General features: G+C 56.3%; 15 protein-coding genes. 8 read left to right on the top strand and 7 right to left on the bottom strand.

All coding sequences use genetic code 11. From position 1 onward, the window contains the following. Positions 1–132: 132 nt before the first annotated feature. Positions 133–1,464, top strand: coding sequence for a trigger factor (gene tig, locus GOW09_RS02350; RefSeq protein WP_171115357.1), 1,332 nt, complete (start codon positions 133–135; stop codon positions 1,462–1,464). Between the two features lie 100 nt (positions 1,465–1,564). On the opposite strand, the gene GOW09_RS02355 is transcribed toward tig, so the two are convergent. The 6 genes from GOW09_RS02355 to rpsF all read right to left on the bottom strand — a co-directional run bounded on the left by GOW09_RS02355 (position 1,565) and on the right by rpsF (position 5,346). After that, positions 1,565–2,419: an acyl-homoserine-lactone synthase gene (locus GOW09_RS02355; protein ID WP_171115359.1), complete on the bottom strand. Its 855-nt coding sequence runs from the start codon at positions 2,417–2,419 to the stop codon at positions 1,565–1,567. Positions 2,420–2,526: 107 nt separating this feature from the next. Beyond that, complete coding sequence (locus tag GOW09_RS02360; RefSeq protein ID WP_152458337.1) at positions 2,527–3,228, bottom strand: autoinducer binding domain-containing protein; 702 nt, start codon at positions 3,226–3,228, stop codon at positions 2,527–2,529. 236 nt (positions 3,229–3,464) lie between these two features. Next, entirely contained in the window at positions 3,465–3,950 is a 486-nt protein-coding gene (locus GOW09_RS02365) for a lytic transglycosylase domain-containing protein (RefSeq protein WP_171115361.1), read from the bottom strand. Between the two features lie 153 nt (positions 3,951–4,103). Beyond that, complete coding sequence (gene rplI, locus GOW09_RS02370; RefSeq protein ID WP_171115363.1) at positions 4,104–4,724, bottom strand: 50S ribosomal protein L9; 621 nt, start codon at positions 4,722–4,724, stop codon at positions 4,104–4,106. A gap of 12 nt (positions 4,725–4,736) precedes the next feature. Then, complete coding sequence (gene rpsR / locus GOW09_RS02375) at positions 4,737–4,964, bottom strand: 30S ribosomal protein S18 (protein WP_005608650.1); 228 nt, start codon at positions 4,962–4,964, stop codon at positions 4,737–4,739. A 28-nt stretch (positions 4,965–4,992) separates the two neighbouring features. Continuing rightward, positions 4,993–5,346 (bottom strand): 30S ribosomal protein S6, encoded by a 354-nt coding sequence (rpsF, locus tag GOW09_RS02380; protein ID WP_152458335.1) that lies wholly within the window; start codon positions 5,344–5,346, stop codon positions 4,993–4,995. A gap of 283 nt (positions 5,347–5,629) precedes the next feature. Between rpsF and GOW09_RS02385 the strand changes: the two genes are divergently transcribed. Continuing rightward, positions 5,630–6,148, top strand: coding sequence for a hypothetical protein (locus GOW09_RS02385; RefSeq protein WP_171115365.1), 519 nt, complete (start codon positions 5,630–5,632; stop codon positions 6,146–6,148). A gap of 125 nt (positions 6,149–6,273) precedes the next feature. After that, a complete protein-coding gene (locus tag GOW09_RS02390; protein WP_171115366.1) occupies positions 6,274–6,846 on the top strand; it encodes a YceI family protein in 573 nt (190 codons plus the stop codon). 60 nt (positions 6,847–6,906) lie between these two features. Here GOW09_RS02390 and GOW09_RS02395 read toward each other — a convergent pair whose 3' ends face one another. Beyond that, entirely contained in the window at positions 6,907–8,133 is a 1,227-nt protein-coding gene (locus GOW09_RS02395) for a cytochrome b/b6 domain-containing protein (protein ID WP_171115368.1), read from the bottom strand. 174 nt (positions 8,134–8,307) lie between these two features. Here GOW09_RS02395 and fabD point away from each other — a divergent pair, with 174 nt between their 5' ends. From fabD to GOW09_RS02420, 5 genes are all read left to right on the top strand, one after another. Next, positions 8,308–9,246 (top strand): ACP S-malonyltransferase, encoded by a 939-nt coding sequence (fabD, locus tag GOW09_RS02400; RefSeq protein WP_171115371.1) that lies wholly within the window; start codon positions 8,308–8,310, stop codon positions 9,244–9,246. A gap of 42 nt (positions 9,247–9,288) precedes the next feature. Then, on the top strand, positions 9,289–10,026 hold the full coding sequence (fabG, locus tag GOW09_RS02405) for a 3-oxoacyl-[acyl-carrier-protein] reductase (protein WP_171115373.1): 738 nt from the start codon (positions 9,289–9,291) through the stop codon (positions 10,024–10,026). A 206-nt stretch (positions 10,027–10,232) separates the two neighbouring features. Next, a complete protein-coding gene (locus GOW09_RS02410) occupies positions 10,233–10,466 on the top strand; it encodes an acyl carrier protein (RefSeq protein WP_008756330.1) in 234 nt (77 codons plus the stop codon). 138 nt (positions 10,467–10,604) lie between these two features. Then, positions 10,605–11,144: a GNAT family N-acetyltransferase gene (locus GOW09_RS02415; protein WP_171115375.1), complete on the top strand. Its 540-nt coding sequence runs from the start codon at positions 10,605–10,607 to the stop codon at positions 11,142–11,144. A gap of 123 nt (positions 11,145–11,267) precedes the next feature. Beyond that, complete coding sequence (locus GOW09_RS02420) at positions 11,268–12,011, top strand: HisA/HisF-related TIM barrel protein (RefSeq protein ID WP_152458328.1); 744 nt, start codon at positions 11,268–11,270, stop codon at positions 12,009–12,011. The last annotated feature ends 131 nt before the right edge of the window (positions 12,012–12,142 follow it).

The following is a 12,142-nucleotide window of genomic DNA, read 5'->3' on the forward strand; positions in this document are numbered from 1 at the left end:
GCGGTTTTGGCGATCAAATACCACTGGATTCAGCCTTTGCCCCTTGCACGCGGGCGGCAGGGCAAATAGAAGGCTTCAAATTTGCCCGGCGCGCCCTTTTTGCGCGCCCCGAATCCTATGGGGACTACCATAATGCAGGTTACCGAGACGCTGAACGAAGGTCTGAAACGTGGCTACAACATCGTTGTGTCAGCAGCCGAGCTGGACGAGAAGGTCAATGAAAAGCTGACCGAAGCGCAGCCGGAAATCGAAATGAAAGGTTTCCGCAAAGGCAAGGTGCCGATGGCGCTGCTGAAAAAGCAGTTCGGCCAGCGCCTGTTGGGCGAGGCGATGCAGGAAACCATCGACGGCGCCATGAACAAGCATTTTGAAGACAGCGGTGATCGCCCCGCGCTTCAGCCCGAGGTCAAGATGACCAATGAGGACTGGAAAGAAGGCGATGACGTAGAAGTCGCCATGTCTTACGAGGCGCTGCCAGCGATCCCGGAAGTTGATCTGAAATCGGTCGAGTTGGAAAAGCTGATCGTCAAGGCTGATGAAGCAGCCGTCGAGGAAGCTCTTAACAATCTGGCGGAAACCGCTCAGGATTTCAAAGCGCGCCGCAAGGGGTCAAAAGCCAAGGACGGCGACCAGATCGTGTTCGATTTCGTCGGTAAGGTTGACGGCGAGGAATTCGAAGGTGGTTCGGCCGAGGATTACCCGCTGGTTCTGGGCTCGAACAGCTTCATCCCCGGCTTTGAAGAGCAGCTGGTTGGCGTGAAAGCCGAAGAAGTAAAAGACGTCAACGTCACGTTCCCTGAAGAGTACGGCGCCGAGCATCTGGCGGGCAAAGACGCTGTTTTCACCTGCACCATCAAGGAAGTCAAAGAACCGGTTGCTGCGGAAGTGAACGACGAACTGGCTAAAAAATTCGGTGCCGAAGATCTTGAAGCCCTGAAAAGCCAGATCGCAGAGCGCCTGGAAGCTGAATATGCAGGTGCATCGCGCGCCGTGATCAAGCGCGCTTTGCTGGATGCGCTGGACGAGAAGGTGTCGTTCGATCTGCCGCCGTCGCTGGTTGAAGCCGAAGCCAAGCAGATTGCGCATCAACTGTGGCACGAAGAAAACCCAGAAGTCGAAGGCCACGACCATGACCCGATCGAGCCCACGGACGAGCACACCAAGCTGGCCGAGCGTCGCGTGCGTCTGGGCCTGTTGCTGGCTGAACTGGGCCAGAAGGCCGAGGTTGAAGTTACCGACGCCGAGATGACGCAGGCGATCATGAACCAGGCACGTCAGTACCCGGGTCAGGAACGTCAGTTCTTCGAGTTCGTTCAACAGAATGCACAGATGCAACAGCAGCTGCGTGCCCCGATCTTTGAAGACAAAGTAGTGGACTACGTGTTGGAGCTGGCTCAGGTCACTGACAAGGAAGTCAGCAAAGATGACCTTAAGAAAGCCGTTGAGGCACTGGAAGAGGAGTAATCCTCTTCCTTCCCTTCGTCAGAAGAAGGGACAAAAAACGGAGCCGCCTGCAATCAGACGGCTCCGCATGGGTGGCTTTTGTATCTATGAGGTGAGGGGGTCAGGCCTCATGAGCAAAAGCACGGGGGGTTTCCAAAAGAGCGGTTCTTTGCTCTGGCGTGAACGTATCCGTGAGCGCTTCGATCAGCTTGAGGACATCCTGCCGTTCAGCTTCTGTTTTTGCGGCGCTCATCTGTTCCACAAAATATTTCTCGAGATCGGTGAGTGGTTTGTGATCCTGGTTCGCGGGGTTCTGTGCTGCGGCTTTCTTAGCGGCGAACAGAGCTAACGCTTCTTCTTCGTCCATAAAGACGTCGTCGTGAATGCCCGCAAATTCACGCAGGCCGGCGATGCGTTCTTCGGTGCAGTCCAGCAGAGCGGCCAATGCGTGAACCTTACCCATTGGAACTGTCTTACCGACATAGTCGTAAGGCGCGCAATTCGAACGCTTCAACACCCTATCCATAACCGGATCAATCACGGTGATGATGTCCTGAATACCTGCATTTTTCGCATATTCCAAAGATCCGATCATCAACTCGCAAGTCGCGTAGGAGACCGAGTTCTTTTCTTTGCCACGCGTGAGCCGTTGCGTGTCGACGCAGAAACGGGTTGATTCCCACATGGTCGCACTGCGAAGTGGTGCTTCGCCGCAAAGGATCGCCGAGAAGACGTCCGACAACATGTGTGGTCCAGTGGTCTGGAGGGCACGCACGGCTGCGACGACATTCCCCTCATCGTCGAGTCCGATTACATAGGCCGGGTCCAGATGATCGAACTCGTCGATCTCTTTGCCATCTTCAATGTTGACGTCCCATCCCAGGCGTTCGCCAAAAACTCTTGCTCTCAACTCGAACATTTCATCAAGAACTTCACTGAACATATGTCTGTTCAGGCCATCTACCACGATGATCATTTCTTCCCCCTTCGAGTGGTTGTTCGGTAACTTAGACGTTACCGGACACAGGGGATTTTTCTATTGGGGGTTTCCCGTATTTTGGCGAAATTTTGCGTTTTTTTTGTTTAACTTGGGGTAATAAGCCCAATTGCAATCGCCCGGCCAACGGCCTGAGGGGTGGTCAGCGCACTAAGCTTTTCTCGACTGGAACGCAAGTGCACTTCTACGGTTCGGTGTGAAATGGACAAAATATCGCCGATGTCCTGTTGCGATTTCCCTGCCGCAACCCACTGCAAGATCTCTGTCTCACGTCTGGAAAGTGTTGGATGATACAGCGCGCTGGTCAATTCGTCTGAGGAAACCACATTGTCATGGATGTGCACTGCCATCGATTGCAAGTCACTGATGACATGCGTGTATAGCTTGCGCCATTCCTCTTTGCTGCAATTGCGCGTTGCGCTCAGCAGGCCGATATCTCCGTAGGGACCGCGCACGGGAATTGTAACGCCTTGGTTTGGCAATCCAAAATCATGGGCATCCCGGAATACACGTTGGAAGTCGGGGCTGCGCTCAAGTCGGCTCCAATCCACTGGCGCGATGCTGCGGCGGGCCATATGGATGGTCGGATCAATCATGATCAGACCCTGGTTTTGGTAGTGCTCATTCCATGCGTCGTCATAGGTAACAAAGCCGGCAACCGTGCCGGCAGCAGGGTTCATGCCAGCATAAGCAGCATGATCCATATCATGCTTCTCACAGATTTGCCTTAGAAATTCGGTGTATCGAACTTCTGAATCCGGCAGAGTGCTCAGATCGACAATTTCCATGTGGTGCCTACCAGCTGCGGCCCATCTTACAGCCCGATGGTGTCGTCGAGCATGCATATAACACAGAGTGGAACCCGTTTACCTCACCGAGCCAGAACACCATACTTTCCGAAACATGACAAGGCGAGGTACTAATTGTCTGCGCAATTCCAAATAATGAGACATTCAATAGAACATTTTTGTCACTATTCGGCAAAAAGTGCTAATTTCACGCGGCTTTCTGACGCTAATCACCGTCAGTTGGCGGGTTTCAGCCCAGTTTTCACCAACAATCCGCGCGCTTTGGCTTCGGGGTAAAAGCCCTTGGCATAAAGAAATATGGCCCGATCCTGGTTGCCATCAGACAAAAGCCAGGCACCCCGAAGGTATTTCCCGGCGAACTCAAGGTTGGTGTCCGCGTCCAACAAGCCTTTGGCGTTTCCGGTGTATCCCATGGATCGTGCGGTGGCCGGAAGGATTTGCAACAACCCATAATAGGGCCGGTTGACCGCCCAGGGGCGATGCGTGCTTTCACGAATAGCAAGCTTGTGAACAAGCTCTCGCGGAAGCTCGTAGTGGTCCGCCCATTTGTTGATCGACGCGCGAAGTTCTGGCGTTTCGTTTGGATAGAGCGGAGGATTGAATTGCGGTGTTTCCGCCTTGGATACTTCTCCTGCACCGCAGGCAACCAACGGGGCTGTCAGTAAGAGTGCCATGAGATTGCGACGGGTGAACAGGGGCATACGTTTCTCCGGGGTTTCGAGTGGCAATGATATGGCCTGAGTATTTGGCTGCAAGATTATGGATGGAGTTGGGCTAAAATTTGCTGGTTTGGCTCGGAGACAAAAAAGGCCGCGCTGAAGCACGGCCTTTGTTGTGTTCGAAACCTTGCCGGATCAGGCTTTGGCTTCGTCTTCCTCGGCAGGAGCGGCTTCCGGAGCCAGCTCTTCGTCCTCGGATGCAGCCGAGCCGATGTCGTCGAACAGTTCGGCGATCTCGAATTCAGCGGCTGCTTCTTCTTCGGCGGCCAGTTCCTGGATCGATTTGCCCGAGGCCTGAAGTTCGGCTTCTTCTTCCGAACGCGCCACGTTCATCTTGATTTCAACTTCGACTTCGGGGTGCAGCTTGACTGCAACCGAGTGCAGACCCAGTTCCTTGATCGGATTGACCAGAACAACCTGCTTTTTGTCGACGGTGAAACCAGCTTCGGTTGCAGCCTCTGCGGCGTCACGCGGGGTGACCGAGCCGTACAGAGCGCCAGCATCCGATGCCGAGCGAATCACGATGAACTGCTGTCCGTCCAGCTTTTCAGCCAGTGCTTCAGCCTCTTTCTTGGTTTCCAGGTTGCGTGCCTCAAGCTGCGCTTTCTGGGCTTCGAACGACGCGATGTTGGCGTCCGAGGCGCTCAGAGCTTTGCCCTGAGGCAGCAGGAAGTTGCGGGCGTAGCCGGGCTTGACGTCAACGACGTCGCCCATTTGACCCAGTTTCGCAACGCGTTCCAGCAGGATAACTTGCATATCAGTCTCTCCTTACTTCACTGCGTAGGGCAGCAGGGCGAGGAAGCGGGCGCGCTTGATAGCACGGGCCAGTTCACGCTGCTTTTTCGCCGAAACGGCGGTGATGCGCGAAGGTACGATCTTGCCACGCTCAGAGATGTAGCGTTGCAGCAGACGAGTGTCTTTGTAGTCGATTTTCGGCGCGTTCTCACCCGAGAACGGGCAGACCTTGCGGCGGCGGAAAAATGGTTTTGCGGCCATGGTTTAGTGTCCTTTCCTCAGGCAGTGATCAACGACGCTCGCGGCGGTCGCCACGTTCGTCACGCTTCTGCATCTGAACCGACGGGCCGTCTTCGTGACCGTCGACCTTGATGGTCAGAACGCGCATGACGTCATCATGCAGGCGCATCAGGCGTTCCATTTCCTGAACCGCACCCGAGGGCGCATCGGTTTTCAGGAAGGCGTAGTGGCCCTTGCGGTTCTTGTTGATCTTGTAGGCCATCGTCTTGACGCCCCAGTACTCGCTATCAACCAGCTTGCCGCCGTTGTCAGCCAGAACGGTGCCGAAATGTTCGACGAGGCTTTCCGCCTGCGCGTTGGACAGATCCTGACGCGCGATCATTACATGCTCATACAGTGGCATGTGCACTCCTGTTTATGTCAAGGCGCATTTCATAGGCGGGGCCATTCGGTCCTCCGCGACCCTGCCACGAGAGGCTGCGCGATTCATCTGATTGCGAAGGATGGCTCCGTATACACGTTTGAACCGCAGGAGCAAGCCCCGCCACATATGCCTTTGAGACGCCGCCCAATTTCCTTTGGGCCGCCCAAATGCTGACGCTTTTCGGCTCAAAGTTGTTTTGCATACCGGACGTTACCCGGACCAAACAGAAATTCGACAGTAACCTGATAAAAGGTGAAGTGTTATGACCGCGACCAATACAAACACATACCGGGAAGAGGCGGCAGGCTCGCGCTTTGAGCATTCGGTGCCGGTAATGATTGCCTTCGCGCCAAACTGGAAGGCCCGTTTGATCCTGGCGCGGTTGGCCGGAGCGTTTCTGATCTTTTCGGCGTTTTCGATGTGGCTGATGCCGGGTTCGATCGTTGGCGCAGATGTCTGGCCGATCAAGATGGTGGCATCCATGCTGTTTCTGATCGTCGGTGTCAGTTTGCTGACAATTGAAGTTCTTGATCAGCGCCCGGATGCCTATTTCGACCCGATCCGCCGCGAAGTCCGTGTTCTGCAAAAGAACGAAGACGGACGCCCTCAGACGGTGCTGCGCCGCAGCTATGAATCGCTGGGTGGTGCACGTTTTGAAGAAAACGAAGTCCACTTGTTTGATGTAGATGGGAGCCTTTTGATGAAGCTGCCCCTTGAATCGGCGGATGTCAGCCGAGCGTTGAAAGGGCAACTGAGCAAGAGCGTAACAATTTTCGGCTGAACTTTATTCTGTTCAAAAAGGAACAGATGTTGTGACTCGAAAAAGGTTGTGTGCCGCCGACAGGCGGCACATTTTGTTTGTGAGCAACCCTGCCGGGTTGCATTCACAAAAACGCGGAGATTGTTATGAAATCCACCCTTCTTGCTGCTGCACTGGCCGTATCGGCGACCACGGCATTCGCCAGCGCCGAGAAATACGTGCTGGACCCGAGCCACAGCCAGGTTGTCTTCAGTTATGATCACTTGGGCTTTTCAACCACAACCGGCATGTTCTCGGGCTTTGAGGGCGAGATCATGTTTGATCAGGAAAATCCCGCCGCTTCCAGCGTGAGCGTGTCGATGCCGGTATTGGAGATGTTCACCGGTTGGAAGCCGCGTGAAGATCACTTCATGACCGAGGATTTCTTTGGTGCGACCGAGGGCGATCTGATCACCTTTACCTCGACGGGTATCGAAGTGACCGGTGAAGACACTGCCAAGATCACCGGCGACCTCACCATGAACGGCGTGACCAAATCCGTTGTTCTGGATGCCAAACTGAACAAGGTTGATACCCATCCAATGGCGAACAAGCCATGGGCCGGTTTCGACGCCACCACGACCCTTGTCCGCAGTGAATTTGATCTGGGCCAGTTCGCACCGTTTGTCAGTGACGAAGTGCAGGTGCAGATCTCGGTGGAAGCGCAAAAAGCCGAATAAGCGCGAGGCAACGAACACGAAAACCGCCGGTGATCCTATCGCCGGCGGTATTTTTTGGCATCACTGACTGCGGGACGCGGCGAGTTCCACAGTGACGGTGACGGTGAAGCCGAGAGAATCTTCGGTGGGCTGCGATGCGCCGATGCCGAAATCCAACCTGTTCAGATCAACCGAGCCTGTCATGGTCGCGGTGTCGTCCTGAAGGTCAAGTGAAAACGGTAGTATGATATCGATCGTCTTGTCGCGGATTGTCAGTGGTCCGCGTGCCTCATATCCGCTTTCGGTTTTGAAAAGGTCAGCCGCGAACTGGGCCGTCGGAAACTGGGCGTTGTTGAAGAAATCCGCACCCATGGCCTGTTCGGTTACGGTTCCGAGGCTGAGAGAACCTATTGCGATCGTGACCTCGACGGACCCGGCCGGGCCAGGCTCGGCCGGGTCGTCAAAAGCAATTGCGGCTGTCCAGTCGGAAAACGAGCCGGTGACCGGGCTGCCCAATTGCGAGATCGTAATGGACAAGGTGCCGTTCTGAACCTGCCAGTCTGATTGCACCTCGGCCAGTTGGACGTCGGCGTCATCATCGTCGGCCTCACGCGCAAATTCGCCAGAGACCCAGCCACCGGTGAGGACAAGCGCCCAAACGGCCACCGCGGCGACGGCGGGCACAAGGGAACGATGCTGGTGTGGAGGCTCCGGTGCGTCCGACCCACCCGGCAACATCCTGCGCAACGTGCTGTCTTTGTCTATGACGTGATGCTTCAACGCTCCGGCAACATGCAGGACCAGCGCGCCGACGAGCGTCCACATGAACAGCCAATGCAGAACGCCTGTCACCTCGGCCACAATGGTTGATTTCGGTACAAAAGGCAGATTTTGGCCGAAGGGCCAGAGGATTGGAGCAAACCCTTCGGTTGCGGCGTGGTGCACCCAACCGGTCAGTGGCACAAGCACCAGTGACCCATAAAGAAGCCAGTGGACAGTTTCGGCGGCAAAAGCCTCGGGCTTGTTGTCGGCATTCAGCAGGCCGGGCTTGGTTTGCGTGAAGGCCCACATTATCCGAGCCAAAGCAACGAAGAACACGGTGACGCCTACGGTTTTGTGCAATGAGAACATGCGCGCCGCGCGTGCGATTTCGGCCTCGCTTGGGGCTGTGGAGGCATGCAATACGGCGTGGGCCAGATTGTCCGCGATCCAGCCGAGCGGCAGGGCCGTGAAAATCAGCAACGCGGTGAGCCAGTGAAACGTCTTTGCGACACTTCCGTAGCTTGAGAAGGAATTGGTCGAGGCCATGGGTGCAACGCTCCGGGATTCTGTGCTGCGCTCAAGTTAAGGTTATCGGAGGTCGACACAAGTAAGCGCTTGTGCACAGCCAAGGTGCCAGAATGCAGAACACAGGCAGAGCTTGTGCCAGACGATCAGTCAGTTTACACCCCGCCGCAACCTGACATCATCCATGAGGTTGCAATGACACTCGCGTTCGTTTTTCCGGGGCAGGGCGCCCAGACCATCGGTATGGGCAAAGCACTGGCCGATGCCTATCCGGCGGCGCAGGCCGTCTTCGATGAGGTGGACGAGGCGCTGGGAGAGAAGCTGAGCCACGTGATCTGGGAAGGCGACATCGCCGACTTGACGCTGACTCAGAATGCCCAGCCGGCTCTTATGGCGACATCCATGGCGGCAATGCGTGCGCTGGAAGCCGAAGGCGTTTCGGTTGGTCAGGCGGCTTTCGTGGCAGGTCATTCCTTGGGTGAATACTCGGCCCTTGCAGCTGCGGGGGCTTTGTCGGTTGCGGACACCGCGCGCCTGCTGCGCACCCGCGGTCTGGCGATGCAAAGTGCCGTACCGGTCGGCGAGGGCGCAATGGCGGCCATTCTTGGATTGGATCTGGAGGCGGTGCGCGCCGTTGCTGAAGAAGCCGCGCAGGGGCAGGTCTGTCAGGCTGCCAATGACAACGATCCAACCCAGGTCGTTGTGTCCGGTTCCAAGGCTGCTGTCGAGCGTGCCGCCGAGATTGCCAAAGAAAAAGGCGCAAAACGTGCTGTTATGTTGCCTGTAAGTGCTCCATTTCACTGTGCGCTGATGCAGCCTGCGGCAGATGTCATGGCGGAAGCGCTTGCTGCCGTCGAGATTAAGGCGCCTTCCGTGCCTTTGGTGGCCAATGTGCGCGCCGAAGCCGTCAGTGATCCGGATCTGATACGTCAGTTGCTGGTGGAACAGGTGACGGGGTCGGTTCGCTGGCGTGAAAGCGTTCAGTTCATGGCCGCGCAGGGCGTGACTGAAACGTGGGAAATCGGTGCTGGCAAAGCCTTGTCCGGCATGATCCGCAAGATCGATCGTGCCATTGCAGGCAAGGCTGTGGGCACACCGGAAGATGTTCAAAAGGCCATTCAGGCCGAATCGTAAGCTCAAAAAGCGTCGTGGCCGACGCACCAAGAGGAAAACCGAATGTTTGATTTGACAGGTAAAAATGCGCTGATCACCGGTGCTTCGGGCGGTATCGGAGGCGACATTGCACGTGCGTTGCACGGTGCTGGCGCAGCGGTCGGATTGTCCGGTACACGAGTCGAACCATTGCAGGCTCTGGCAGACGAACTGGGCGAACGCGCGCATGTGCTGCCTTGCAATCTGAGCGATCCGGAAGCCGTAGAAGCGTTGCCAAAGCAAGCGGTCGAGGCGATGGGATCGGTGGATATCCTGGTGAACAATGCGGGTATCACGCGCGACAACCTGTTCATGCGCATGTCCGACGAGGAATGGCAGAGCGTGATAGACGTGAACATGACCTCGACGATGAAACTATGCAAAGGTGTGATCCGCGGCATGATGAAGTCACGCTGGGGCCGGATCGTGAATGTCTCGTCCGTGGTGGCCGCAATTGGCAACCCGGGGCAGGCCAACTATGCTGCGTCAAAAGCCGGGATAATAGGGTTTTCCAAGGCTTTGGCTCACGAAGTGGCAACGCGCGGAATTACCGTTAATGCCGTGGCACCGGGTTTTATAACGACTGCAATGACCGAGAAGCTGACCGAGGAGCAGAAAAAGGGTCTGTTGCTCAAGGTTCCGGCGGGCCGCATGGGTGAACCCGAAGAAATTGCAGCGGCTGTTCTGTATCTTGCCAGCCCCGAAGCGGGTTATGTTACCGGAAGCACCTTGCATGTGAACGGTGGTATGGCCATGTTGTGATCGCCACAGGGGCAGCGCGAAAGCGTTTGCCTCTTGCGTCGACTATGCTATAGGCGGCGCATCTATGCGGGGCCGGTTGTTCAGGTCGGCCTTCGACTTCCCGGTTCGCCGGGACCCAAACCGCCCGAAACGGGCAAATCAAAGCCAACCCGTGCGGGCAAGGGCAGAATCGGGCAGACCGCCCTGTAAAGGAATGAGGAATAGACATGAGCGACGTCGCAGATCGCGTTAAGAAGATCGTTGTTGAGCACCTGGGTGTTGAAGAAGATAAAGTCGCGGAAAACGCGTCTTTCATCGATGATCTGGGCGCAGACAGCCTGGACACCGTTGAACTGGTCATGGCCTTCGAAGAAGAGTTCGGCATCGAAATCCCCGATGACGCAGCCGAGACCATCCAGACCTTCGGCGACGCGGTCAAATTCATCAGCGAAGCGTCCTAAGCGTTTCCTTCTGATCAAAAGCGGCGCTTCCGGGCAACGGAGGCGCCGTTTTTTTATGCCCGCTCAAAATTCATGCTTGCGCGTGCATTTTCGGATGCGCACTGTTTCCATTGAGGCAAAATTCAAAGTGGACAGGGCATGATAAGATCCACTCCCATGATAAATACCGCGCGTTTGACGCTGTGTGCCATGCGCCCGGAGGACTTTGACCGGTTCGCCGAGATCTGGAGAGATCCGTGCGTCGTTCAGCATATTGGCGGCTCACCCCGATCGCGCGGAGAGGCATGGGATTCCTTTTTGCGCAATGCCGGGCATTGGCACATGGCCGGGTTTGGACAATGGGGTGTGCTGCAACAATCGAATCGAAAGCTGATCGGACAGGCCGGTTTCTTTTACGGAAACCGTCAGATGGGCGATGATTTCGACGGCTTTCCCGAGGCGGGCTGGGTTCTGGCGCCCGAGGCGCAGGGGCAGGGCCTGGGGTATGAGGCGGCCAAGGCAGCGCATGACTGGTTTGACCGGGTGATTCCCGGGCCTTTGGTTGCGATGGTGAATGCGTCCAACGCCTCGTCGCAGAAGCTTGCCAAAAAGCTGGGCTATGTATTGATGCGGGAAGGGGTGTATAATCAAACCCCGGTGCATTTGCTTCGGCGCAACGGCCCACCTGCGCTCGCGTAAATCCGCCAACTTAACACTATGCCGCAAAATGGCCAAACTGTGCCGATCCCGGTGATATTGGGAGGGCGTTCAAGGTGTATGCTTCCGGGGATTTTCAGAGCGATTGAGCGGAGGACCGAGCTCATGAGGATATACCCCACTATGGAATTGCAGAACGGCCGGTGTGTCACGTTAGACAAAGGTCGTTTGGACAACGCTATGATTTGGCATGTAAACCCAGTCGAAACAGCGCGAAGCTGGGCCGAAGCGGGTGCCGAATGGATGCATCTGACCGATTTCGACGCGATCGAAGGCAAGGATACCAACGTCGAATTGATTGAAGAGATTATCCGCGCGGCCGAAATCCCGGTTCAGTTGGCGGGGGGTATGCGGACCCGCGAACAGGTCGAACGCTGGATCGACAAGGGCGTCGGTCGCGTCGTGATCGGGACGCTGGCAGCGCGCGAACCGAAACTGGTCAAGGAATTGGCCACGCTCTACCCGGATCAAATCGTGCTGTCGGTCGATGTCTGGCAAGGTTATGTAATGACGGATGGCTGGCGCAGCCAAAGCGTATTCACGCCCGAAGCGTTTATCGACGCATTCGAAGGAGCGCCATTTGCTGCTATCGTGGTGACGGATATCGACAGCGATATGGAGGACGTCGAGGCTCAGCTTGGCCTGATCTCGGGGCTTGCCAGCCATTCGCGCACCCCTGTGATAGCGAGCGGGGTTGTACGTACCGCGGATGACATCTCGCGGCTGGCCTATATTCCCAATATCTCGGGTGCAATCGTGGGACGTGCACTGTTTCGAAAGACACTTGACCTGACGGATGCACTGGAAATGGCAAAATCGGCGCATGAGCCGGTGGCACAGTTCCAATAAACACGCTTCGCCCTTTCAACTAGATCCGTGAAAGGGCGGGCACCGATTTCCGTAACCCACAGCGGTACTGCTTCGGTTGCCCGGCGGCGGGAAGCCCGCCTGAAATCGCCGTTGCTCTTGCCCCCGCACCC

The sequence above is a fragment of the Ruegeria sp. HKCCA5463 genome, assembly GCF_013034175.1.
Classification (GTDB): Bacteria; Pseudomonadota; Alphaproteobacteria; order Rhodobacterales; family Rhodobacteraceae; genus Ruegeria.